Origin of the sequence: Clostridium cellulovorans 743B (assembly GCF_000145275.1) — a bacterium.
Taxonomy (GTDB): domain Bacteria; phylum Bacillota; class Clostridia; order Clostridiales; family Clostridiaceae; genus Clostridium_K; species Clostridium_K cellulovorans.
The window spans coordinates 1,799,193-1,824,629 of the sequence record NC_014393.1; the positions used below are offsets into that span (position 1 = coordinate 1,799,193).

Below are 25,437 nucleotides of genomic sequence, written 5' to 3' on the forward strand. Positions count from 1 at the left end.
AAAGGAGGGGTATACATGTTTTGTTATAACAAAGAAAAGGGAATTGGCACTATTTATATTTTAGTATTAACTGTAGTTATGGTTGGGATATTGATTACCGTAGGGAAAATTAGTGATGATTTCATTATGACAAATTATTTGTATATAGCAGCAGTAATAGTATTCATATATCAAGGCTACTATTTTGGGGTATCAACAAAGATGGAATATATACTAAGGGAAGAATATTTAGAGATTAAGCTTTTTGGGGGATTAAAAAAGGTAAAGATAAATTATAATAAAATAATAGAGATTAGAGCAGATAACAGTTTTATAAAAGGTATTCATTTATTGGGGGTTGGAAAAAGAAATTTCGCTTTTGGACGATTTTATATAAATAAAATTGGCACATGCAGAATGTTTGTGACCAATAATGAAAAAGCATTATACATAAAAACGCCAGATGTGATTTTTGGAATATCTCCAGAAAAGTTAGAGGATTTAAAGGCTAAACTTCTTGTGAAGATAAATTCTGTGGAAACAATAGATTATACTCAAAGGAAGGCAATTCCTCTTCATAAGGACAAGTACTTTATAGTTCCCTTTTTAACAAATTCTCTTTTATTATTTATAAATTTTTCACTTCCTTTATACCTATACTATAGTGGTAAGTTAAAGGTAGAAAAAATGCCAGTAACGATTAATGAGCAGTTTTATCCTATTAAATGGGTAAGTACTCCGCAGTTTTTGCAATCTCAATTATTAAAGGGCGTATTTGCAATGCTCATATTCTTTTGTATATATTATGTATCACATATTTATGCTAAGTATGATAAAAAGACATCATATTGGTATATGTATATCCCTTTAGTAATCACTGGTTCCTTATTGTTTTTTCAGATTATAATACTAAAGAATTTTAACTAGGAGGTACCTATGGAGTTAAGTAAAAGGCTAAAGACTTTAGCTGAAATGGTTGACCCAGTTGATAGTGTTGCAGATATTGGAACAGATCATGGATATGTTCCAATATATTTAATTAAAGCTGGCAGATGTAAAAGAGCAATAGCTAGTGATATAAATAAAGGACCTTTAGACAAGTCTAAAGAAAATATATTAAGAACAGGACTACAGGATAAAGTTCAGTGTAGACTCGGCGGTGGTTTTCAGAAATTAAAGCCTAAGGAAGTTGATGTTGCTGTTATCGCTGGAATGGGTGGAAATCTTATTCGAGATATTATAGAAGCTGATATGGAAGTTTTTAAAAATCTAAAATTTTGCATTGTTCAGCCTGTTCAAAATCCAGAAGTTTTAAGAAAATACATATATGAGAAGGGATTTAGGGTTATTGAGGAGAAAATAGTATATGATGAAGGAAAATATTATCAAATATTAAAAATTTCCTACGACAATAATACTAGAGAACTTGAAGATATAGAGTATGAAATTGGTGAATTTATAATTAAGGATAAGAATAAAGATACTGTAGATTATATAAATTATAGACTTCAACAGTATATAAATATATCTAGCAAGATAAAAGATGATACAGAAGCTTCAAAAGAGCGAAAACGGGAAATAGAAGCGAAAATTATAAGGTTAAAGGAGGTGTTAGGTGATGAAAGTATATGAATTGGAGAAAGAATTTGAGGCAGTTGCCCCTACATATTTAAAAGAAGATTATGATAATGTAGGACTTATGATTGGTGATACAGAAGCAGAGATTGAAAATATTCTTGTAGCTTTAGACTGTACTAAAGAAGTTATAAGCGAGGCTAAGGAAATGAATTGTCAAATGATTTATAGCCATCATCCGTTATTATTTAGAAAGCCTAGTTCAATAACCACCAAAACACTTTTAGGGACTAAGATAATAGAACTAATAAAGAATGATATAGCTTTATATAGTGCTCATACAAATCTAGATTCCGTAGAGCAAGGAATAAACGATAGCTTAGTTAAGCTTCTTGGTTTTGAAAGCGGAATTGTTATGGATTTAAATAGAAAAGCAATGGCTAAAGGTTATGAATGTGGTATTGGGAGACTTATAGAGTTAGAGACTCCTATAACCTTAAAAGAACTTTTGGAAAGAATAAATACTAATTTTAGTGATGCTCCAATTAGATATTCTGGAACTCTAGAAAAAGAAATAAAAGTTATCGCAGTGATAAACGGAAGTGGCATGGACTTTTTCCAGAGGGCAAAGGAGCTTGGAGCAGATGCAATTATAACTGGAGACACCACTTATCATTTTGTAAGTGATTATACAGAAGAAGATATTGCTATTATAGATATGGAGCACTTTTACTCTGAATGGCAAGGGTTAAAGCTTGTTGCTAAAACCATTGAAGAAAAATTGAAGGATAAAAAAGTGAACATAATCATATCAGAGAAAAGTAAGAGCCCATATAAAATTTTTAAAACTTAAAAGATACTCGCCTTTAAATAAATTTTATTAAGTAAAATGCTGCATCGCAGTTACTTGTTGTAGGAAAGAGGAGGGGGATTCTTTTGGTAGTACTAGAACAGCTAAGTGAATTACAGAAAAACCTTGAAATCATAGAAGAGAATAATAAGATTATAAGGTCAGGTTCAAATATCTATATACTTAACAAAGCGAAGAGAGATTATGAAAATTTTAAAGCACTATACGAGAAAAAAATAATTCATAAGGAAACACTCAAAGAAGAGGACATAGATAAGCTGCAAGTAGAGTTGTACTATAAAAAGGAGACCTTCCATTCTGTAAAACGGGTAATGAAGGAGAAAATCCAAAGGGCTAATGAGGAAATAGAGAAAGCTCAAGCAGAGGTAGCTCGATTAAAAAAAGAAATTCCAGAAAAATATTTAATAATATTTTTTGGAATTCTAGAAACACAGACGAGCCCAATTTCAACTATAAAAAATTCTCGCTGTAGTGCATGTAAGCACAAAATAGAAGATAATGAAATATATAACATCAATAATAATGATGAAATAGTTTTTTGTCCAAGCTGTGGAAGAATATTGAGCCATAGCCACAAAAAAGACGATAAAAAGTGTATTGCAAAATAAAAGCTTCTATGATAGTATAGACATTGCGAGTAAGCCAGACAATCGCTGCTGATTTTTAGTCAGGAGAGGAAAGTCCGAGCTTCATAGGGCAGGGTGCTGGGTAACTCCCAGTGGAGGCGACTCTAAGGAAAGTGCAACAGAGAGATACCGCCTTATTGAATTTATTTAATAAGGTAAGGGTGGAAAGGTGAGGTAAGAGCTCACCAGCGCATTGGTGACTTTGCGGCTATGTAAACCCCACTTGAAGCAAGACCAAATGGAGGCATATGGGGCTGCCCGTCCCGTCTCAGGTAGCGTCGCTTGAGTCTATTGGTAACAATAGGCCTAGATAGATGATTGTCAAATACAGAACTCGGCTTATAGGTTTGCTCGTCCATTAAAAACACTAGGTTTGTAACTTAGTGTTTTCTATTTTGCCATTCTCTTGCCATTCTGTTCATTTAGTAAGTTAGAAATTTTCTGAGTTGCTTTCTCTTGCATCTTCCTATTTCAGTGACTACATATGTTTAAAGTTGTATTTATATCTTTAAGACCAAGTCTAGTTTGTATTGTTTTGAAATCAGTATCTTGGGATATTAGGAAATTTGCATTAGTATGCGCCTAAGATCATGGAATCATAAAAATATATTAAGAATATGTTTGGTGCCAATTCTTCTATATGTATCTTTTTACTTTATGGCAAATGTCATAAGAAACCCTTAGAAACTCTAGGCACTATATTAATTGGACTAATACTGATTACATAGTTGAAAAAATAAAGAGGCTTATAGATGAATAAAACTATCTACAAAATAAAAATTCACTTATAGGAAAATTTCTATCAGTGAATTTTTATTTCGAAACAATTTATAAAAAATACAGCATATAAGTTATCTTATTTGTAACAAGAGTGTTTTTTCAGTATTCTTACAATTTATATTTTGTGAGAATGTATATAGATATCAGATGAATTATATTGGAACTCATGATAAATAACCTAAATACTATTCTTTTCTTTTATTAATCCAGTTCTGTATGCTATTAGTAACATTTTAAGATTCTTTATCTGTTCTTGCAGTATAGCACCTACATCAGTGTCAGCAACCTTTTTTCTGACCATTGAATGTTCTAGTATTACTGTTGATGACAGGATATCCGTTTCTTCTTTAATAGCTTTTTCTGTTGATTGAAAAGGTTCGTGTGATACAAGCTGAAGTCCAAAGGAATTATATATTAATGTATAACCAGCAATACCGGTTTTACCTTGATATGCTTTAGAGAAGCCTCCATCTATTACTAAAAGTTTCCCTTTTGCTTTTATTGGGCTTTCACCTTTCTTTTTTTCAACAGGGACATGTCCATTTACAATATGTGATTCATTAGGATCTAAGCCAAATTCGGAAAAAATGTTATCATAAACTTCTTCTTTATCTCTAAAGTTGTAGTAAGGGTCTTTCTTTTCAATATGCGTTTTTTTATCATCTATGAAGTATCTTTCGAAGGTAGTCATCTTTTCTTTTCCGAATAGAGGAGAATAAGGACCTGTCCAGAGATACCACATTATATCTGTACCAAATAGTTTAGCAGCAGGATTGTCCTCGTGGAAATAACCTTCGCGAGCAAGTATTTCCAATCTATCTAAAAGAGATTTTCCGTTGTATTCTTTATCTCTTAATCTTACTTTCTTAAATGTTCCATTCTCGTTCATTGGTATGCAGCCATGATATAAAAGGTTTGAGTTGTATTTTAAATAAATACTTCCATTGGCGAATAAAAATCTTACATGTTTGTTTAGTTTATCACTATTCATAAAAGAAGATCTTAATTTTTCTACCAGTTCTTGCTCTTCTTTTAGGAGTTTGTAAGGATCTTTAGGATCAATGGTTGGAAAATAAGTATCATTTAACTTATAGGTTTTCCCATCAAGTTCAATAGTACCTGCTTCAAAGTTTATTTTATTTAATAGAAGTCTGTCGTCCATATTAAAGCCAGGTCTACGATTAATTATTTCTCCTTCAAGCTTAAATTGAATAATAGCTATTGCCTTATGCATTTTAGCAATTAATTCTATTTCTGTTACGCTGTAATTTTTTTCTGCATCAAACTTTGGAAAGAAACCTGTGCAAGGATCTTCTTTATAAAAATCTAATGCAAAGGTTGCAAGAGGAAGTAGATTTATACCGTAGCCGTCCTCAATTGTATCAAGATTTGAATAGCGAGCAGAAATTCTTATAACATTTGCAATACATGCTTTTGAACCTGCACAAGCACCCATCCATAAAACATCATGATTACCCCATTGAATATCTACTGAGTGATAATTTTTAAGGGTATCAAGGATTATTTCAGCTCCTGGACCTCTATCAAAAATGTCACCAATTATATGAAGTCTATCTATTACAAGTCTTTGTATAAGGTTTGATAGTGCCATAATAAATTCTCTTGCTCTATCTATAGCTACAATTGTTTTAACTATTTCTCCATAATACCCGTGCTTGTCTAAGCTTTCTGGATATTCGTGAAGAAGTTCTTCTATTATATAGGCAAAATCTTTTGGTAGGGCTTTTCTTACCTTTGACCTTGTATATTTTGATGATACATGTCTACAAATTTCTATGAGTCTATATAAGGTGATAGTATACCAATCATTGATATTTTCTTCCTCTTTTAATACTATATCTAGTTTTTGTTCGGGATAATATATTAGGGTGGCTAGGCTCTTCTTTTCATTTTGTCTTAAGGTGTTTCCAAAGATATCTTCTATTTTTCTTTTTATTACCCCTGATGCATTTTTTAGCACATGGTTGAATTGTTCGTATTCTCCATGGATGTCAGTTAGAAAATGTTCAGTACCTTTTGGTAGATTTAAAATGGACTGAAGATTAATAAATTCTGTACATACTGAATTAATGGTAGAATATTCCTTAGATAATAAATTTAAGTATCTTAAATCTTTTTCAACATCCAGTTCATTTAGTTCTTTATGTATTGACATGAACATCACCCCGCAAAATATATTAGCAACATCTGTTTAAAAAGAACAGTTAATTTAACCAGAACTTTTTACAGATATACAATCATGGACTTAATCTATTTTATATAAGTACTTTATCATAAACTTGTATACATGGCAATGCTTACTTTTGTCAGGTCCTAGTGCTACTAGTTTTTAGATTAAAGCCTAAATATATTTAAAAATATTAAAGAGCCGTCATTTTATTTGCTTTTTTCATTTATCATCTAGAAGAGATTTTAATTTATATATATGTAGCCAAATGAAAACTTGTATACAAGAGAGGGGTTCATTTAGGTCTCCAGTTTGGTTTTAAAGAAATATTATCATATATTCAAAAGATAGCTTTATGTATGGATATTTTTCCTAATTATTTTAAGAACATTCCTTTTTAATCTTATGCTTTGAATGTTAAGTCTAGAGAAATTAAGTATAAAATCACGAATAATCGCAATGGTGTTATTGTTAAACGATTTAGCACAATATTTACCTATCAGATAATATTTGACTTATATTTTGATAGTGTTATACTAAATAATATTTCAATAAGAAACAAATACAATATATTTCAAATATATAGGCTTAATACAAAAACATTGTAATTGTCTATAATGTAAAGGAAGATTGAATATGAAATCAATTACGAAACAAAATAATATTTCTAAAGCAACCTTAGGTGGGATTTTAATAACTTTAGGTGTAGTTTATGGAGATATTGGAACTTCACCACTTTATGTGATGAAATCAGTGCTTAATGGAAATGGTGGCTTAGAAAGCATATCTGAGAATTTTATCCTTGGAACCTTGTCTATGGTTTTTTGGACAATCTCTATTTTGACAACTATAAAATATGTTCTAATTACTTTAAAAGCAGATAATAAGGGTGAAGGTGGAATTTTTTCTCTTTTTACATTAGTTCGTAGGCGCGCAAAGTGGCTTATCATTCCAGCTATTATTGGTGGATCTACGTTGCTTGCTGATGGAATGTTAACCCCTGCAGTGACCATAACTTCAGCAGTTGAAGGGCTAAAGCTAATTCCAAGTTTTGACGCCATTTTTGGTAATAACCAAAACAATATTATTATAATTGTAATAGCGATTATAAGTATTTTATTTTTTATTCAACATTTTGGGACAGATTTAATTGGAAAGATGTTTGGCCCAATTATGCTTATTTGGTTTTGTACTTTAGCGTTCATGGGAATTATTAATATTTCTCATGATTGGACATTGTTGCGTGCATTGTCTCCACACTATGCAATTAAAACTCTTTTTAGTAGCGAAAATAAATTAGGATTTTTTATTCTTGGTAGTATATTCTTATCGTCGACAGGTGCTGAGGCTCTTTACTCAGATCTTGGACATGTTGGCAGAAATAATATCTATTGCTCTTGGCCTTTTGTTAAAATATGTTTATTGTTAAACTATTTTGGACAAGGAGCTTGGCTATTAGCAGCAAAGGAAAATCCTATGTATCTTAATATGAAGGACTTAAATCCGTTTTTTCAAATGGTTCCATCAGGTCTTTTGATTTTTTCTATAATAATTTCAACTTTGGCTGCAATTATTGCTTCACAGGCCCTAATTTCAGGATCTTTTACACTTGTTTCTGAAGCAATTAAATTGAATTTATTTCCTAGATTACATATTAAGTATCCATCTAATTCTAAAGGACAGCTATATATACCATCAATTAATAATCTTTTATGGGTTGTTTGTATTGGAATAGTTCTTTACTTTAAAAATTCTGAACATATGGAAGCAGCTTATGGACTAGCGATTACAGTTACTATGTTAATGACGACTATTCTCTTATTCAACTATTTATTAAAGAAGAAGACTCCATTTATTCTTGCTTTAGCTATGCTTATTGGCTTTGGTACAATTGAATTCTCCTTCTTCATTGCAAACATCATTAAATTTATGCATGGAGGATTTGTAGCTGTGCTGATTGCTTTAGCAATTTTATCTATTATGTATATTTGGATCAAAGGACATTATATTAAAATGGGTTTATTAGAAGATGTTCCAATTGAAGATTATAAGAACCAATTAGATAAATTACGCCAAGATGCGGATCGTCCTAAATATGCATCAAACCTTGTATATTTAACTAGTTGCCAAAAACCTAAGCATGTTGAAAGAAAAATAATGTACTCTATTTTAGATAAAAGACCTAAGAGAGCAGAGGTTTACTGGTTTGTTAATATCGATGTTACTGATGAGCCTTACTTAGCTGAATATACCATAGACACTTTAGGAACATCCAATATTGTAAAAGTTCAATTAAATCTTGGATTCAGAGTAGAACAAAAGTTAAATGTTTTTCTACGTCAAATTTCAACTGAATTAGTTGAGAGTGGTGAAATAGAACTTCAATCTAGAACCTATACCATCATGCCAGAACGAAAAGTCAGTGATTTCCGTTTTGTTTTAATTAATGAACATCTTTCATATGAGTCAGAATTAAATGCTTGGAAATCACTTATACTTAGGGCTAAATTATTTATAAAAGTATTCACTGTTTCTCCAGCAAAGTGGTTCGGACTTGAGACTAGTGATGTTTATATTGAGAAAGTTCCATTATTTGTAGGACACTCTGATTCTACAATTTTAAAAAGAGTTGAGAAATAACTTTCTTTTAATTTTAGAGGTTTTCTTATTTAAATATTAGAAATAGCTTAAAGATAAGAACTTATAAATAAGTTTTGAAAAAGGAAGAAAAAATAAACTTTACCCTATCAGATAGACACAGAAAAGAGGTTGTGTTTAATCAGATAGGGTATTTTTATTTAGCAGGCAATAAGCCATATTAAGAAAGCCTGTTCAAAGAAACAGCTTTCTTTTTTTGTCTATCCCTGAAAAAGAAGTCAGATTACCTCTTTTTAGGCTTTAGCGTCTAAAATACTACCAAGGTTTGGATTAGCGCTAAGTTCCATCATTTTTACAAGTTCTTGAGTATTAGTTTCTGAAACGTCCATAATTTTTTTAGTCAGTGCTACGCCAACTTGCGCGGAAAGATCATATTGCTTCATTACAGTTGATAGAGCAACTATATCCATTAAGACCAACTCCTTTAGTTATATTACCTTGGTAACTAATGTATCGGCTTAAAAAACAAAAACTTGATGCTATGAAGAATGAGAAGAAATTCGTCAATGAAATTAAAAAAGTTCTTGACTTGGAGTTAAGTCCAAGGAATAGAATTTAAACTATCAGGAAGGAATAAAGCAAAATCAAATAAAATCATATAAGGAAGTAGGAAGGAAAATATGGGGAATTTAAAAGAAGCAAACTATCTAATTGCCTATTATTCACGTAAAGGAAACAACTATGTTAGTGGCAAGATTGTGGATTTACCAGTGGGTAATACTGAAGTGGCAGCAAATATCATTGAAGAAATTATAGGAGGCGAACTTTTCCACATTGATACAGTGCAAACTTATCCTAAGGATTATACAGAAACCACAAATGTTGCAAAGAGAGAACTAAACAGCAATGCTAGACCAGAACTTGCTGATTACTTAGAAAGTATAGATGCTTATGATGTAATATTTTTAGGTTATCCTAATTGGTGGGGAACTGCACCAATGGCAGTGTTTACATTTTTAGAGGAACATGACTTTTCAGGAAAGACGATTATTCCATTTTGTACTCATGAAGGAAGCGGATTTGGGCATAGTGAAAAGGATATTGCTGAGGCTTGTCCTAATGCAACGATTTTGCAAGGGTTAGCTATTCATGGCACTAGCGTAAATTTTTCCAAAAAAGATATTGCTAATTGGTTGAATAAGAATGGTGTGATTTAGTTCAAAATGAAATAATACAAGAGTGTATAAGGAAGGTGAGATATTATGGAATATGTAATACTAAACAATGGTACTAAAATGCCAATTTTGGGATATGGAGTTTATCAGATTGCAGATCAAGAAGAATGTGAAAAATGTGTGTTAGATGCAATTAGTGTGGGTTACCGCTCTATTGATACTGCACAAGCATATGGTAATGAAGAAGCTGTAGGAAAAGCAATTAAGAAATCTGGTGTTCCTAGAGAAGAATTCTTCATTACTACTAAGGTGTGGATTTCAAATGCAGGTTATGAAAAGGCTAAGAAATCTATAGAAGAATCCCTTGAAAAAATGCAGCTTGATTATTTAGATTTAGTATTAATACATCAACCGTTTAATGATTATTATGGAACATATCGTGCAATGGAGGATTTATATAAGGCTGGAAAAATCAGAGCTATAGGTGTTAGTAATTTCTATCCTGATAGATTAATTGATTTAATACAGTTTAATGAAATTATACCTACAATCAATCAGGTTGAGACACATCCATTTAATCAACAGGTAGAAGCTCAGGAAATTATGAAGAAATATGCAGTACAGATTGAATCTTGGGGACCTTTTGCTGAAGGTAAAAATGGTATGTTTACTAATGAAATTTTGAAAAACGTTGGGGAAAAGTATAAAAAATCCAATGCTCAGGTTGCATTAAGATATTTAATTCAAAGAGGCGTAGTGGTTATTCCAAAATCAGTACGTAAGGAACGAATGATTGAAAATTTTGATGTGTTTGATTTTCAATTATCAAAAGAGGATATGGATATAATTGCTACATTAGATACAAAAGAAAGCGCATTTTTCTCTCACTATGATCCAAAAGTAGTAGAGTTTTTAACAGGTTTAGGTAAGTAGATGAAAAATAGACTATGATAGTATTTCTATTATTGCTTGAAAAAATAATAGAGATAATTAAACTAGCTAATGGGGGTGAAATAGCATGACTATTTCGGAGGTAAGTAAAAAATATGAGCTATCACAAGATACACTTCGCTACTATGAACGTATTGGACTCATTCCTCCAGTAAATCGAAATAAAAGTGGGATAAGAGATTATACGGAGGAAGATTGCAGATGGGTCGAATTTATAAAATGTATGAGAGCTTCAGGGCTTCCAATTGAAGTGTTGATTGAGTATGTTGCACTATTTCAAAAGGGAGATGAAACAATAGAGGCTAGAAAAGATATTTTAGTTGAGCAACATAAGGTATTAGTGGAAAAGATGGAGGAAATTAAAAAAACTATTGAGCGTTTAGACTATAAAATAACAATATATGAGGACTCTATTGTTGAAAAAGAAAAAGATCTAAAAAAGCTAGAGGATTAGTTGAGATCATAGTCTAAGGATTAAATATTTGTAGATTGTAGAATAACACAAATATAAGCTAAAAATGACTGGATGTTTTTTTACCATTCCAGTCATTTTTATGTAACGGCACAATTGAGACTAGACTTAAAATTTAGAATTGTAAATTCACGAACTGGATAAATTTCATTACATTATCATATGTATAGGGTATTTACTTCCACATGGGCAAGTTTGGGACTTGGGCAACTGTGTTTGTTGACTGGGTGATAATTTTTGTAGGTATATATATTAATGGAAAATGGACTAGGTTTAGAGTAATTAGATAAAACAAAAATATCTTTCCTTAGAGTTAGCTCTAAGTAGTATTATTTTTAGATAAAGAGATTGTTATATACAAAATCATTATTTAAAGATAGAATTATAAAAAACTCATATAAGTGATGCTCTAAATCTTTGATTTAGCTAGTGGAACTTACTCCTCACAGGAATCGAGAAGGAGTTTCCTTGTTTTAGCATTAGATTTTAAGGGGCTAGGAGGAGTAAGTTGAGAAGAGAAAAATGGAAAAGGAGAAAAAAAGTGATAATATACTTATTCAGTTTCTTAGTTATAGTATCTATAGGAATTACAGCGTTTTTAAATTTTAATCCGACCTTTGGTGGTAAGGCTACTAAGGAAGAAAAAGAGTATTATAAGCAGCTTGGTAATTATGAAAATGGTAAATTTGTTAACGACAGTCTAACGGATATGAAAATGAATTTAGCTGACACTTTATCAATGGCTAAAGATTTTTTTGTAGGTGGTAAAGACCGTAATCCAAAGGGGCAAATTTCTGTTGAACCAATTGATTGGGATTTAATCAATAGTAAAAAAGATAGCTTAACTTGGCTTGGGCATTCGGCTTTTCTAGTTAGTATTAATAATAAAAAATTATTATTAGATCCAATGCTAGGACCTATGGCGTCACCAGTTTCCTTTGCTGGTAGTAAAAGATATGAATATAATAAGGATATACTAGATCTTATTGATAAAATGCCAGCTATTGATGGAGTATTTATATCACATGACCATTATGACCACTTAGATTATCAATCTATTTTAAAGTTAGACAGTAAGGTATCTTATTTTTATGTTCCTCTTGGGGTAGGTTCTCACTTGGTTCGATGGGGTGTTCAAAAAGGAAAAATCATTGAACTGAATTGGTGGGAGGAAATGAACTTTCAAGGTTTAACTGTAGCATTAACACCTTCTAGGCATTTCTCAGGAAGAGGATTATTTAATTCTAACTCTACCTTATGGGGAGGTTGGGTAATTTTGGGGAAGGATACACGACTATATACCAGTGGTGATGGTGGTTATGGACCTCATTTTAAGGAGATTGGGGAAAAATATGGAGCTTTTGATATCACTTTAATTGAAGGCGCTCAATATGACAAGCGTTGGGCAGATATTCATATGACACCAGAACAATCTGTACAAGCAAACATAGATGTAAATGGCAAGAACATGATGTTAATGCATTGGGGAGCTTTTTCCTTAGCCTTTCATGGATGGAAAGAGCCAATAGAACGAGCATCAATAGAAGCAGAAAAAACAGGAATCAATTTGATTGCACCTAAGATTGGTGAAACTATACCATTAGGTTCAGAAGTATACAAATCTAGAACTTCATGGTGGGAAAAGGACTTAAGTAAAGCAGAAGAATCTAAAAAATCAACATAACTATATAGAAAAAATGCTAGTATATCTTAAAAATAGCCATGTTAAAGAATAGTGTTGATAGAATAATATCTCTTAAGGAAAATAATTTTGAAGTAAGACTCAAAAGTTGAACAGAATTTAATTAATCAAGGTGAAAGGACTGAAACCTGAATTAAACAGAGATTAGTCCTTTTAACTTTTCTGTATCCGTTTATTATTATGATAAGTATGTAAGTAATTACTTCTTCGATGAATTTGTGTATATAAGTTCCATTTAAGTTACTACATTAATTTGTACACGCAGTTAAAATTAATGTAGTTTCTTTATTGCAACATATATTATCAAAACCTTTGTAAAGACTTTTAAGATAGAGTTGCTTGGAAGCATAATATTCCATCACTAAAGCCTTTTATAATATTATCATCATGTTTTATATACACTGGGTTACAGCCATAAACAGGATGAATATATTTTACTTCGATATCCCTAGTTTCTGTTGTGTCACAAAGTTCTTTTAGAATAAACATTCCTTGTACAACTGGATTATCTGTAAGATGAATTGAATTTGTATCGCCTACTAAGTTACTGAAGTTTGCAATTTCCTCTTTTGAAAAATTACGCCATAAGGTACCAGTATCTTCAACAATTTCTGGTTTAGTAGATTCTTTAACTGTTACATTCATCATTAAATAAATTGTTAATGTTTCTGTAATTTTATCATCAGCATATCCACTACAGTTGATTATACAAAGTTTTCTATTGCTTTTTAGAATTTCATTTTTATAAGTTTCTTTACCTGATTTTTGTTGAAACCTTTGATATTTTATTTTAGCAATAAATGCTCCATCATAGAAAAAATCTTCCTTTGTAGTAAATGCTCTAAATAAATCTATCATTTCATTATTCTCCTATATCACTGTTATAATAGCTCATAAAATTTCTAAGTGTATTCTTATTTAATTATACAGAATGTTAACTTGAATTCCAATACTTAACATTTGTATATGTTGAATATTGGAAGAATTTATAGATTCTTATATCGTAAATTTAAGTTATCAATGAAATTTATCGCCTTGATTCTTTGTGATATCAGCAAAAGAAACTTTGCAAGATATTGATAAGCTAAAAAGACAAATGTTGTTCCTTCATAAGGCAGTTTGGCCACTGTGTGAAGTCATAGGTTCTTTGGAAAGAGATAGGGTTCAGATTATTAATGAGGAATCACTAATATATTTTAAAGAATTATATGATCATATAATTCAAGTTATGGACATAACAGAAACCTTAAGAGATATATTAGCCAGTATGTATATATATCTATCAAGCACTAGCAATAAAATGAACGAGATTATGAAGGTTTTGACGATTATTTCAACAATTTTCATTCCTCTTTCATTTATTGTAGTGTTATATCGAATGAATTTATCTAATATGCCAGAGCTTAGTTGGCCATATATGCCCCCTGTGCTTTGGTTAATAATGATTTCAATTGTAGTTTCTATGATTGCATATTTTAAAAACAAAAAATGGTTGTAGTCTTTGAAATCATAAGCAGTAGAAATTTAGTATAGTTATAGGAAAAGAATAGAGACCTTTCATTTGCATACGAAAACTATGGGAGATTAAGTCTAGCGCTCATGGATAGGCGGTTGCATAGTTTTTAATTTGCATATGAAAACTACGGTGTCCTTGCTAAGGCACCGTAGTTTTTTATTTCTCACAAATGAATTCCTTCATTATGTAAGGGATTTCTTCAATTACACGTGTGGCATTTACAGCATACATAGTCTGTGAAAGTTTATCACCAGCATAGCCATGAATATAAGCACCACAAGCTGCTGCTTCAAAGGCTGGAATTCCTTGAGAAGCAAGTGAAGTAATAATTCCTGTAAGACAATCTCCCATACCACCATTAGCCATAGCGCTATTTCCGGTTGGGTTTACATAAACTTTAAGACCATTAGTAATTATTGTTTGATATCCTTTTAGAAGAACAATTATATTATGTTCTAAGGCAAAACTTTTTGCTAAGTCTACTCTTGAGGAATTTATTTCTTTTACTGATATTTCAGTAAGTCTTGACATTTCGCCAGGATGTGGAGTAATTATAACTGGGGCCTTTGTCTTCTTTAAAAGCTGAAGATTAGTGGAAAGTACATTTAGTCCATCAGCATCAATAATTATTGGTCCCTTTGATTCTTCTAGGACAAGTTCTAGTAGTTCAAGGGTTTCTTGGTTATTTCCAAGTCCAGGACCTATAGCAACAGCAGTGCTGACACGTAATAGTTCTAAAAGCTTTTCTTTGTTTTCATAACTTATTGTCATCGCCTCCGAAAGCTTGCAGCTTAGGATATCTTGAATTTTACTGTTGCAACATAGGGTAACAAGTCCACTACCAGTTCTAACTGCGGATTGTGTTGCTAGGTATGCTGCTCCTGAAAAGCCTTCCGACCCAGCTAAAATAAGAGTTCTTCCGTAGGTACCCTTATGCCCTTGCTTCTGTCTAGGTTTTATATTGTTGATAACATCAGCTTTTTCCAATATAAATTCATTGTTATGAAATTGATCAAGAATATTTTGGGAAATTCCTATTGGTTCGACTATTATTTCACCGGTGAATTCTTCAGTTCCATAATTTAAGAAGCCTCTTTTATAAAATTCAAAGCAAATAGTTTTATGGGCTCTGACGCAGATGCCTAATATGTTTCCATTATCACCATTCATTCCAGAAGGTATATCAATAGAAACTATATAATTACTATAGTCAGTAACTATTGTAATAGCCTGTTTAAACAACCACTGCACTTCTCTATTTAATCCTGTGCCGAAGATTGCATCTATAGTTACTTCTGAATCTAATATTGATGCTTTAAGTTTTTGCAGTGATTCAATGCTTGTAACTTCATTAATTACCGTACCCATGTTTTTTAATATATTGTAATTAGCTTTGAAGCATTCACTCATATTTCTGTTGTCATTTAATACAACAAATATCTCTACTTTTTTTCCAAGAGCGGAAAGATGTCTTGCAGCAGCTAAACCATCTCCACCGTTGTTACCTGTAGCACATACAACTACATAACTTGAATATTTATCTATCTCTAAATGTTTAACTACCTTCAAGGCTGCGTTCTCCATAAGCACCATTAAGGGTATTTCTAATTTATCTACACAAGCTTTATCAACTTCACCAGTCATTTTTGAAGTACCGATTCGCATAATTACCTCCGCTTATTTTAATAGTAATTTTGATATTTGATTTAAGTGGAATTTATATTTAATTAGTAAAGCAAATTAAGTAGACTTGTTGTGAAAGCAAATTCGAAAAACTAAGGACTGTTAATTTTTAACAAAATCAAATGTGATATTAATAAGTGATAATTCTTGGGGTATAAGACTAAATATCACAGCAAGCTCTATTATCTATAGATTATATCATATGTAGTACTATGATAAATTATTGTAAAGAAGAGTTCCATTATGATTTTATGAAAATACTGGTCTTTTATATAATTATCTACAAGCATCTCGAATTTAGTTTGGATAATCTATAATTAAATTGATTTTAATTGGGATAATGTTATTGTCTTTTACAGGGTGTAGTGGAAAAGTTAAAGGTACAATTTTTTTTTAGATTTATTCCATATGAAATAGAAAGCATAGAGATGAAAAGGGAGTTGTCTAATAATCTGTACTTAGATATAGAAGGTGAAGCTCGAGACTATTCACATATGGCTAAGGGGAAGATGACTCTATATGTAAGTTACAAATTATCATTGTGTCTTCAATAAGGAAGAGGTTTGATTACATTGAAAAATCTCACACTGGTTATCAGTTATCATAATATATTAGTAAGCGATAAGTATTGCTTTAATAACTTTTAAAGGATAGTAGTTTTTAAGAAGCTAAATAAATTATGAGAGGTATGATATATGTTAGGTAAAGAAGATTTTATTAGGCAGTCCTTGGAATTGAATTTATTTTTTATGAGAATCATGAAGGAACACTCTTTTTTTCTTGAAGCTGGATTTACACCTAGAGATGCGGATTTAGCTAAAGAAGGAGATAATTTTAAAGATATATTTACTAAACTTCTTGCTGAGGCAATTAGTCTGTCTAATGGTATTATAAGTCCAATGGTAAAGAATTCTGGAGAGCTTTTTACAAAGTACACTGTATCAGCAGAAAGGGCTTCAGAATTTTATACAGGAATAAAACTAAACACAAATATCACTAAAGAAGAAGAAGAAATTGACGCAAGATGTGATTATAGGGTTTCAAGAGAGCTAGAAGCAGCTGTACGAAACTTAAATACTAGAGCAATGAAGGCTGTCAGGGCATTGATTAATTATAAAACAGAAATATTGGATGGAATGCTTAGTTGCAAGTTGTTTACCGTCAACTATCCTCTCTTAATAGATCATGTAAGAAGAGAAGCGATGTTATATTATAATATGCTTTATAGATTACAAAAAGGAATCGAAATCGATATGGCTCGTGAAGCTGTAGAACAGCAAAGATTTTGGAATAGGATAATGGCAGAGCATGCAAAATTTATAAGAGGGTTTTTAGATCCAACGGAAGAAACTTTGATAATGACTGCTAATAACTTTGCTAAGGAATTTGACCAGTTAACAGCAGAATCCATAAAGTTAAATGATTGTATTAGCGATGTTGTAGAAGAAGATTTACAAGCAACTAAGAAGATAAGAAACTTCAAATCACAAGCAACAGAAGGATTATTGGATTGTAAGATTAGGTCAATAATTCTTCCACTTTTAGGTGACCACACTTTGAGAGAAGCAAATCATTATCTAAGATTGCTAAAAATATTCAGTAAAAGAGTATAATATAGGAGCTATAGCTTTTGAAAGAGAGCTATGGCTTTCTTTTTATCTAATGAACATCAAAGTTAATTTTCTAAAAATATTGAGTAAAAATTTGTAGTATATAAACTATAATTTTTTACTAGTTTAATTATTAATCGTAATACATTATCTATATTGAATAGTATGAAATCACAATTATTTCAGGTAGTAGTTTAGTTAGTAATGCTGATACGTTATAGAACTTTGTTAATCATACTTTTAATTAAATTTACAATTATATAACAAAAATTAGTTATTATATTTTAGTAAAAATGTTGTAATATGAAGAAAGTTAATGTAATATGACATTATAGGGATTAATTTACACAAATATTACATTGGTAGATATTTAAAGATACTAAAAGAGTGTAGTATAAAAATCTCTAATTATTTAGATTATTTAGGGGGAAAAGGCATGAGAAAAAAATTTATTACAGCATTAATTGCAGGTGCTGTGCTTTTCGGAGGTTTTGGTAGTTATCAAGCAGCAGCTGCGGACATGACAGTTAACTTAATTGAGAATGGTAGTCTTGATACAAATGCAAAAGGTTGGGGTGGCTTTACCACTGAAGGCGGTGGTGGATATCTAACCTATGATGATGGCGGTATTAAAGCAGAGGTAACCAATTGCGGAAATGCACCATATAGTATACAAATCTATAAGGATGATTTCAAAATGTACAAAAATGGAAAATATCATTTAGAGTTTGACGTAAGTTCTACTGTTGATAGGACAATTCAATATACAATTCAGCTTAATCGAGGAGATTATCGCTACTATGTTGAAGATAAGATAAATACTACTCAAGAAGTCAAGACAGTGTCTCAGGATTTTGTAATGACAGAAGAAACTGATATGATACCAAGACTTGCTTTTAATGTTGGAAATGTAGTAGGAGAAAATCTTGGAAACCACTCTGTTAAGATAGACAATGTAAAACTATTTTTAGTAGATGTCAGTGGAATAAAAGAAGAAATAGAAAGTCCTAAAGTTGAGCAAAAAATTGTTTTAAATCAAATTGGTTATAAACCAGAGGACAAGAAAAAGGTTGTGTTTAGAACAGAAACTAATGATCGTAATTTTAGAGTAGTTTCTACTAAAACAAATGAAGTTGTTTATCAAGGTGATATTTATGGTCGTACATATAATGAGACAGCTGGAGAAATAAACAGTTTTGGAGATTTATCTTCTTTAAAAACACCGGGTACATATAGAATTGAGACAGATAGTTTTGGTAGTTCTTATCAGTTCACTATAGCAGAAGATGTATATAAGAATTTATTTAAAGATGCAATGAGATTTTTTTATTTCCAAAGATGTGGGCAAGAATTAACACAAGATTTTGCTGGCACTTGGGCTCATCCAGCTTGTCATCAGCAGTTAGCAACAATCTATGGAACAGATCAAAAGATTGATGTTTCTGGTGGTTGGCATGATGCTGGTGATTATGGTCGTTATGTAATTGCAAACTCAAAAGCAATGGCTGATTTATTTACAGCTTATAATGATAATAAAGCTGCTTTTGGAGATGATTTTAATATTCCTGAAAGTGGAAACGGTATTCCCGATGTTCTTGATGAATTGAAATATCAATTAGAATGGATGTTAAAGATGCAAGAAAAAACCAGTGGTGGTGTTTACCATAAAGTAACTAGTTGGGACTTCCCAGGATATGTTATGCCACAAGAAGAAACAGGAGAACTTCTTGTATGTCCTATATCTACACCTGCAACAGCAGATTTTGCAGCAATTATGGCTATGGGCTATGAGAATTTCAAAGATATAGATCCAGCACTTGCCTCAACATGCTTAGCAGCAGGAGAAAAAGCTTGGGCTTACCTTGAAAAAACACCGAATACTCCATTTTCAAATCCACCAGGGGTTTTAACTGGAGATTATGCTGATGGTTATGATGGTGATGAAAGATATTGGGCAGCTGCACAATTGTTTAAGGCAACAGGTGACAGTAAATATGACCAAGCCTTTAGAACAATGTTAAATACAAAATATGAAAGTGGATTTTTATGGTCTAATGTAGGACACTATGGAAATCTAGCATATATAGCAGCAGCAGGTGCTGATCAGAATGCAGCTGGGAATATTAAGAATCGTATAATAGATGAAGCTCAAGATATCGTAGCATTCTCTAGAAATGACGGTTATAACAGCTCTACTCCATCATATTTTTATTATTGGGGTAGTAATGCTAAGATGAACAATAATGCTATGCTTCTTGCAAATGCATATAAAATTTCAAATAATCCAGAATTTTTAGAATATGCAAAAGAGCATGTTAACTATTGCTTGGGTAAAAACTCATTAGGTAAATGTTTTATTACAGGTTACGGTACTGATGGGGTAGAGACTCCGCATCACAGACCATCAATGGCACAAGGGAAAGCTTTACCTGGTATGATTGTTGGTGGACCAAATAAATATTTAGAAGATCCAACAATGAAACTTGGTTTAACAGAGGAAGCACCAGCTAGATGTTATCTTGATGATTCAGAATGTTTTGCTTGTAATGAAGTAGATATTAACTGGAATTCACCACTTATTTGTGCTATGTCTGAATTAAATATGAAGTAGGAACGGTAAATATATAAGTTCTGATAATGTTACTACATTAACTTAATATGTGGCATATAAAGTTAATGTAGTTTTTTTCGGAGAATCTATATCTTATCTTGCTTTTTTTACAAATAGATTTCTAAAGTCATGAAATTATTTAGGATAGTTATAAATTAATTATCCTAAATTCCATTAGAAGATAAAAATCCTTAATTTTAATATTAAGTTATTTAGGGGGAAAAAGGCATGAGAAAAAAATTTATTACAGCATTAATTGCAGGTGTTGTGCTTTTCGGAGGCTTTGGTAGTTATCAAGCAACGGCTGCTGATATGACGGCTAACTTGATTGAGAATGGCAGTCTTGATACAAATGCAAAAGGTTGGGGTGGCTTTACCACTGAAGGCGGTGGTGGTGATATAGCTTATGATAATGGTGCTATTAAAGCAGAGGTAACCAATTGTGGAAATCAGCCATATAGTATACAAATCTATAAGGATGATTTTAGAATGTACAAAAATGGAAAGTATCATTTGGAATTTGACGTAAGTTCTACTGTTGATAGGACAATTCAATATACAATTCAGCTTAATCGAGGAGATTATCGCTACTATGTTGAAGATAAGATAAATACTACTCAAGAAGTCAAGACAGTGTCTCAGGATTTTGTGATGACAGAAGAAACTGATATGATACCGAGACTTGCTTTTAATGTTGGAAATGTAATAGGAGAAGAACTTGGAAACCACTCTGTTAAGATAGACAACGTAAAGTTATTTTTAGTAGATGCTAGTGGAATAAAAGAAGAAATACAAAGCCCAAAAGTTGAACAAAAAATTGTTCTAAATCAAATTGGTTATAAACCAGAGGATAAGAAAAAGGTTGTTTTTAGAACAGAAACTAATGATCGCAATTTCAGGGTAGTTTCTACTAAAACAAATGAAGTTGTGTATCAAGGTGATATTTATGGCCATACATATAATGAGACAGCTGAAGAAATAAATAGCTTTGGAGATTTCTCTTCTTTAAAAACACCAGGTACATATAGAATTGAGACAGATAGTTTTGGTAGTTCTTATCAGTTCACTATATCAGAAGATGTATATAAGAATTTATTTAAAGATGCAATGAGATTTTTTTATTTCCAAAGATGTGGACAAGAATTATCACAAGATTTTGCTGGCACTTGGGCCCATCCAGCTTGTCATGAGCAGTTAGCAACAATCTATGGAACAGATGAAAAAATTGATGTTTCTGGTGGCTGGCATGATGCTGGTGATTATGGTCGTTATGTACCTGCAAGCTCAAAAGCAATTGCTGATTTATTTACAGCTTACAATAATAATAAAGCTGCCTTTGGAGATGATTTTGATATTCCTGAAAGTGGAAACGGTATTCCAGATGTTCTTGATGAATTGAAATATCAATTAGAATGGATGTTAAAAATGCAAGAAACAACCAGTGGTGGTGTTTACCACAAAGTAACTAGTTGGGATTTTCCTGGATATGTTATGCCACAGGAGGAAACAGCAGAACTTCTTCTATGTCCTATATCTACACCTGCAACGGCAGATTTCGTAGCAATTATGGCTATGGGTTATGAGAACTTTAAAAATATAGATTCATCATTCGCTTCAACATGCTTAGCAGCAGGAGAAAAAGCTTGGAATTACCTTGAAAAGACACCAAATACACCATTTTCAAACCCACCAGGTATTTTAACTGGAGATTATGCTGATGGTTATGATGGTGATGAACGATATTGGGCAGCTGCACAATTGTTTAAGGCAACAGGTGACAGCAAATATGACCAAGCCTTTAGAACAATGTTAAATACAAAATATGAAAGTGGATTTTTATGGTCAGATGTAGGTCACTACGGAAATCTGGCATATATATCAGCAACAGGAGCTGATCAAAATACAGTCTCCAATATTAAGAATCGTATAATAGATGAAGCTCAAGATATCGTAGCATTCTCTAGAAATGATGGCTATAACAGTTCTACTCCATCATATCTTTATTATTGGGGTAGTAATGCTAAGATGAACAACAATGCTATACTTCTTGCAGAGGCGTATAAAATTTCTCCTAATCCAGAATTCCTAGAGTATGCAAAAGAACATGTTAACTATTGCTTAGGTAAAAATTCATTAGGGAAATGTTTTATTACAGGTTATGGTACTGATGGTGTAGAGACTCCAACTCATAGACCATCAATGGCACAGGGGAAAGCAATACCTGGTATGATTGTTGGTGGACCAAATAAATATTTACAAGATCCAACAGCAAAAATTAGCTTAGTAGGGGAAGCACCAGCTAGATGCTATATTGATGATTCAGAAAGCTATTCTTGTAATGAAGTAGATATTAACTGGAATTCACCACTTATTTGTGCTATGTCTGAATTAGATATGAGGTAGAAACGGTAAATATATAAGTTCTGATAATGTTACTACATTAACTTAATATGTGGCATATAAAGTTAATGTAGTTTTCTATCGGAGAATCTATATCGTATCTTGCTTTTTTTACAAATAGACTTTGAAATTACGGAATTATTTGGATTTATTATAGTATAGTTAACTTTAGTTCTATTAAATAAGTATAATTACAATTTTTATAATAAAGTTATTGCAATATCATAGAAAATGGTGTAATATTACAGTATGAACACGTGTTTACGCTGTGTAAAATTCGTATATTGTGAAAACATATACATAAAATCCATATATAAGTCGTATTAACTCATAAAAACATTGAGAGTGGCTATTTTTATTTAGTAGAAAATAGCCTAAATCACCCATATATATACATATAGCTTCAGTTTTGGAACTTATATGTTATCTATAGTATTAAGTATATTTACAATTTGTTAACACGCGTTTACAGAGATAAATAAAGCAATTATTAAAAAAAAGGGGAATAGTGATATGAAAAAGAGATTATTAACAGCGTTGATTGCTGCAGTAGTATTTACTGGAAGTTATGCTAGTTTTTCAACGGGAATAAAAGCTGGCGAATTAAGTGGCACTACAGTTATTAATTGTAACTTTGATACTAACATGAAAGGATGGAGCTATTTCACAGCTAGCGGCGGTGACGGAGAAGTAACTTTAGCTGATGGAGCTCTTAAAGCTCAAGTTAATGAGTGCGGAGAAGTATCATATGGTGTGCAGGCTTATTATGATGGTTTTAAGATGTACAAAAATGGTACATATCGTTTAGAGTTTGATATAAGCTCTACCACTGATAGAATAGTTGATTATAGAATTCAACTTAACGGTGGAGATTATCGTGCTTATGTTGATGGACAAATAAATACAACAAGCGCAGTTCAAAGTATATCAAAAGAGTTTGTTATGACAGAGGAAAATGACGTGGCTCCAAGACTTGCATTTAACCTTGGAAGTATAACTGGAGAAGCACTTCCAGCTCACTCTGTTAAAATTGATAATGTTAAATTAGTTCTTGTTGATGATACTGGAGTTGTTGGGATAGAAAAACCAAAGGTAGAACAAAAAATCGTTTTAAATCAACTTGGGTATAAGCCAAATGATAAGAAGAAGGTAGTATTTAGAGCAGAAACTACAGATAGAAACTTTAAGGTAGTTTCTACTGCTACAAATGAAGTTGTTTATACAGGTAACATCGAAGGGTGTAGATACAATGAAGCAGCTGGTGAAATAAATAGATTTGGAGATTTTTCTTCTTTTACAACACCAGGAACTTATAAGATTCAAACAGATAGCTTAGGAAGTTCATATGATTTTACTATATCAGAAGATATTTATAATAATGTATTTAAGGATGCTGTGAGATTTTTCTATATGCAAAGATGTGGACAAGAGCTTCCAGCAATATACGCTGGTAAATGGGCACATCCTGCTTGTCATACAGAGCTTGCTAGAATCTATGGAACAGATAAAAAAATTGACGTATCTGGAGGTTGGCATGATGCTGGTGACTATGGCCGTTATGTAGTTGCTACTTCAAAAGCTGTTGCTGACTTATTATCAGCATATAATGATAATAAAGCTGCCTTTGGAGATGATTTTAATATACCTGAAAGTGGAAATGGAGTTTCCGATGTTTTAGATGAAGTAAAATATCAATTACAGTGGTTATTAAAAATGCAAGAGCCAACAAGTGGTGGAGTTTATCATAAGGTAACTTGTGCTGGATTCCCTGGACACATTATGCCACAATTTGAAAAAGATGCACTTATAGTATCACCTATTTCTACAACTGCAACAGCAGATTTTGCAGCAGTTATGGCAATGGGCTATGAAAACTTTAAGGATATAGATGCAGAACTTGCTCAAAAATGTTTAGCAGCAGGAGAATTAGCTTGGAGCTACCTTGAAAAAACACCAACTATTCCGTTTACAAATCCAAAAGGTATTTCAACAGGAGAATATGGTGACGGTTATGATGGTGATGAAAGATATTGGGCAGCCGCTGAATTGCTTAAGGCTACAGGTAATAGTAAATACGATGATGCCTTTAAGAAAATGCTTAACTTAAAATTTGAAAATGGTTATGGTTGGGCTAGCGTAGGTCATTATGGAAACAAAGCATATTTAACAGCAAAAGCTGCTGACCAAAATGTAGCTGGTAACATTAGAAACCACGTTTTAAACGAAGCACAACAAATAGTGTCTTTAGCTAAAAATGATGGGTATAACATTTCCAATGGAACAAATTACTATTGGGGCAGCAATATGAATGTAACTAATAATGCTATATTACTAGCAGAAGCATATAAGCTTAGTCCTAATCCAGAATATTTAGAATATGCTAAAGAACATATCAATTATTGCTTTGGTAAAAACTCATTAGGATTCTCCTTTGTTTCAGGTTATGGAACAGATTACTTAAAAAATCCACACCACAGACCATCTATTGCTCAAAAAGCAGCAATACCAGGTATGCTTGCTGGTGGACCAAATGACAATTTGGAAGATCCATATGCACAAGGTATCCTAGAAGGTCAAGCGCCTGCTAGATGCTATGTTGACCATGCAGAAAGTTACTCAACAAATGAAGTAGATATTTATTGGAATTCACCATTTGTTTATGCAATGGCTGCATTAAATATGAAATAAATACCGTTAGTT

The 25,437-nt window shown here is 31.9% G+C and carries 18 protein-coding genes and 1 other RNA gene; 15 read left to right on the forward strand and 4 right to left on the reverse strand.

Annotated elements, in window-relative coordinates; translation table 11 throughout:
* The first annotated feature begins 15 nt into the window (after positions 1–15).
* From CLOCEL_RS07375 to rnpB, 5 genes are all read left to right on the forward strand, one after another.
* Positions 16–906: a PH domain-containing protein gene (locus CLOCEL_RS07375; RefSeq protein WP_010075921.1), complete on the forward strand. Its 891-nt coding sequence runs from the start codon at positions 16–18 to the stop codon at positions 904–906.
* Between the two features lie 9 nt (positions 907–915).
* On the forward strand, positions 916–1,611 hold the full coding sequence (locus CLOCEL_RS07380) for a tRNA (adenine(22)-N(1))-methyltransferase (RefSeq protein ID WP_010075920.1): 696 nt from the start codon (positions 916–918) through the stop codon (positions 1,609–1,611).
* Complete coding sequence (locus tag CLOCEL_RS07385; RefSeq protein WP_010075919.1) at positions 1,598–2,407, forward strand: Nif3-like dinuclear metal center hexameric protein; 810 nt, start codon at positions 1,598–1,600, stop codon at positions 2,405–2,407. Before CLOCEL_RS07380 ends, CLOCEL_RS07385 begins: the two co-directional genes overlap by 14 nt.
* Positions 2,408–2,490: 83 nt before the next feature.
* A complete protein-coding gene (locus tag CLOCEL_RS07390; protein WP_010075918.1) occupies positions 2,491–3,033 on the forward strand; it encodes a C4-type zinc ribbon domain-containing protein in 543 nt (180 codons plus the stop codon).
* Between the two features lie 26 nt (positions 3,034–3,059).
* Positions 3,060–3,409, forward strand: an RNA gene (gene rnpB / locus CLOCEL_RS22125) — RNase P RNA component class A.
* A gap of 600 nt (positions 3,410–4,009) precedes the next feature.
* Here rnpB and CLOCEL_RS07395 read toward each other — a convergent pair.
* Complete coding sequence (locus CLOCEL_RS07395; protein WP_010075917.1) at positions 4,010–6,007, reverse strand: fructose-bisphosphatase class III; 1,998 nt, start codon at positions 6,005–6,007, stop codon at positions 4,010–4,012.
* Between the two features lie 648 nt (positions 6,008–6,655).
* Between CLOCEL_RS07395 and CLOCEL_RS07400 the strand changes: the two genes are divergently transcribed.
* Complete coding sequence (locus CLOCEL_RS07400; RefSeq protein WP_010075916.1) at positions 6,656–8,659, forward strand: KUP/HAK/KT family potassium transporter; 2,004 nt, start codon at positions 6,656–6,658, stop codon at positions 8,657–8,659.
* A 251-nt stretch (positions 8,660–8,910) separates the two neighbouring features.
* Here the strand turns inward: CLOCEL_RS07400 and CLOCEL_RS22240 are convergent, their stop codons facing one another.
* Positions 8,911–9,087 (reverse strand): YjfB family protein, encoded by a 177-nt coding sequence (locus CLOCEL_RS22240; protein WP_010075915.1) that lies wholly within the window; start codon positions 9,085–9,087, stop codon positions 8,911–8,913.
* Positions 9,088–9,297: 210 nt separating this feature from the next.
* Between CLOCEL_RS22240 and CLOCEL_RS07405 the strand changes: the two genes are divergently transcribed.
* From CLOCEL_RS07405 to CLOCEL_RS07420, 4 genes are all read left to right on the forward strand, one after another.
* Positions 9,298–9,834 carry a flavodoxin gene (locus CLOCEL_RS07405; RefSeq protein ID WP_010075914.1) on the forward strand — a complete coding sequence of 179 codons (537 nt, stop codon included), beginning with the start codon at positions 9,298–9,300 and terminating at the stop codon, positions 9,832–9,834.
* A 45-nt stretch (positions 9,835–9,879) separates the two neighbouring features.
* Positions 9,880–10,725, forward strand: coding sequence for an aldo/keto reductase (locus tag CLOCEL_RS07410; RefSeq protein WP_010075913.1), 846 nt, complete (start codon positions 9,880–9,882; stop codon positions 10,723–10,725).
* Between the two features lie 85 nt (positions 10,726–10,810).
* Positions 10,811–11,197: a MerR family transcriptional regulator gene (locus tag CLOCEL_RS07415; RefSeq protein WP_010075912.1), complete on the forward strand. Its 387-nt coding sequence runs from the start codon at positions 10,811–10,813 to the stop codon at positions 11,195–11,197.
* Between the two features lie 526 nt (positions 11,198–11,723).
* Positions 11,724–12,899 carry an MBL fold metallo-hydrolase gene (locus CLOCEL_RS07420; protein ID WP_010075911.1) on the forward strand — a complete coding sequence of 392 codons (1,176 nt, stop codon included), beginning with the start codon at positions 11,724–11,726 and terminating at the stop codon, positions 12,897–12,899.
* 342 nt (positions 12,900–13,241) lie between these two features.
* Here the strand turns inward: CLOCEL_RS07420 and CLOCEL_RS07425 are convergent, their stop codons facing one another.
* Positions 13,242–13,775: a hotdog family protein gene (locus CLOCEL_RS07425; RefSeq protein WP_010075910.1), complete on the reverse strand. Its 534-nt coding sequence runs from the start codon at positions 13,773–13,775 to the stop codon at positions 13,242–13,244.
* 187 nt (positions 13,776–13,962) lie between these two features.
* On the opposite strand from CLOCEL_RS07425, the gene CLOCEL_RS07430 reads away from it, so the two are divergent.
* Positions 13,963–14,415: a CorA family divalent cation transporter gene (locus CLOCEL_RS07430; RefSeq protein WP_242655236.1), complete on the forward strand. Its 453-nt coding sequence runs from the start codon at positions 13,963–13,965 to the stop codon at positions 14,413–14,415.
* A gap of 174 nt (positions 14,416–14,589) precedes the next feature.
* On the opposite strand, the gene CLOCEL_RS07435 is transcribed toward CLOCEL_RS07430, so the two are convergent.
* Entirely contained in the window at positions 14,590–16,098 is a 1,509-nt protein-coding gene (locus CLOCEL_RS07435; protein WP_010075908.1) for a bifunctional ADP-dependent NAD(P)H-hydrate dehydratase/NAD(P)H-hydrate epimerase, read from the reverse strand.
* Positions 16,099–16,811: 713 nt separating this feature from the next.
* Between CLOCEL_RS07435 and CLOCEL_RS07440 the strand changes: the two genes are divergently transcribed.
* From CLOCEL_RS07440 to CLOCEL_RS07455, 4 genes are all read left to right on the forward strand, one after another.
* Positions 16,812–17,729 carry a DUF2935 domain-containing protein gene (locus CLOCEL_RS07440; RefSeq protein WP_010075906.1) on the forward strand — a complete coding sequence of 306 codons (918 nt, stop codon included), beginning with the start codon at positions 16,812–16,814 and terminating at the stop codon, positions 17,727–17,729.
* Between the two features lie 433 nt (positions 17,730–18,162).
* Positions 18,163–20,337, forward strand: a complete 2,175-nt coding sequence (locus CLOCEL_RS07445; protein ID WP_013291671.1) for a glycoside hydrolase family 9 protein — start codon at positions 18,163–18,165, stop codon at positions 20,335–20,337.
* A gap of 228 nt (positions 20,338–20,565) precedes the next feature.
* Positions 20,566–22,740 carry a glycoside hydrolase family 9 protein gene (locus tag CLOCEL_RS07450; RefSeq protein WP_013291672.1) on the forward strand — a complete coding sequence of 725 codons (2,175 nt, stop codon included), beginning with the start codon at positions 20,566–20,568 and terminating at the stop codon, positions 22,738–22,740.
* 510 nt (positions 22,741–23,250) lie between these two features.
* Entirely contained in the window at positions 23,251–25,425 is a 2,175-nt protein-coding gene (locus tag CLOCEL_RS07455; RefSeq protein ID WP_010077571.1) for a glycoside hydrolase family 9 protein, read from the forward strand.
* The last annotated feature ends 12 nt before the right edge of the window (positions 25,426–25,437 follow it).

Bases quoted from the DNA above. Each gene is read 5' to 3' on its own strand.
- CLOCEL_RS07410 (WP_010075913.1), top strand. From the start codon at position 9,880: ATGGAATATGTAATACTAAACAATGGTACTAAAATGCCAATTTTGGGA.
- CLOCEL_RS07405 (WP_010075914.1), top strand. From the start codon at position 9,298: ATGGGGAATTTAAAAGAAGCAAACTATCTAATTGCCTATTATTCACGT.
- CLOCEL_RS07375 (WP_010075921.1), top strand. From the start codon at position 16: ATGTTTTGTTATAACAAAGAAAAGGGAATTGGCACTATTTATATTTTA.
- CLOCEL_RS07380 (WP_010075920.1), top strand. From the start codon at position 916: ATGGAGTTAAGTAAAAGGCTAAAGACTTTAGCTGAAATGGTTGACCCA.
- CLOCEL_RS07400 (WP_010075916.1), top strand. From the start codon at position 6,656: ATGAAATCAATTACGAAACAAAATAATATTTCTAAAGCAACCTTAGGT.
- CLOCEL_RS07440 (WP_010075906.1), top strand. From the start codon at position 16,812: ATGTTAGGTAAAGAAGATTTTATTAGGCAGTCCTTGGAATTGAATTTA.
- CLOCEL_RS07450 (WP_013291672.1), top strand. From the start codon at position 20,566: ATGAGAAAAAAATTTATTACAGCATTAATTGCAGGTGTTGTGCTTTTC.
- CLOCEL_RS07415 (WP_010075912.1), top strand. From the start codon at position 10,811: ATGACTATTTCGGAGGTAAGTAAAAAATATGAGCTATCACAAGATACA.
- CLOCEL_RS07425 (WP_010075910.1), bottom strand. From the start codon at position 13,775: ATGATAGATTTATTTAGAGCATTTACTACAAAGGAAGATTTTTTCTAT.
- CLOCEL_RS07395 (WP_010075917.1), bottom strand. From the start codon at position 6,007: ATGTCAATACATAAAGAACTAAATGAACTGGATGTTGAAAAAGATTTA.
- CLOCEL_RS07455 (WP_010077571.1), top strand. From the start codon at position 23,251: ATGAAAAAGAGATTATTAACAGCGTTGATTGCTGCAGTAGTATTTACT.
- CLOCEL_RS07445 (WP_013291671.1), top strand. From the start codon at position 18,163: ATGAGAAAAAAATTTATTACAGCATTAATTGCAGGTGCTGTGCTTTTC.
- CLOCEL_RS07385 (WP_010075919.1), top strand. From the start codon at position 1,598: ATGAAAGTATATGAATTGGAGAAAGAATTTGAGGCAGTTGCCCCTACA.
- CLOCEL_RS22240 (WP_010075915.1), bottom strand. From the start codon at position 9,087: ATGGATATAGTTGCTCTATCAACTGTAATGAAGCAATATGATCTTTCC.
- CLOCEL_RS07435 (WP_010075908.1), bottom strand. From the start codon at position 16,098: ATGCGAATCGGTACTTCAAAAATGACTGGTGAAGTTGATAAAGCTTGT.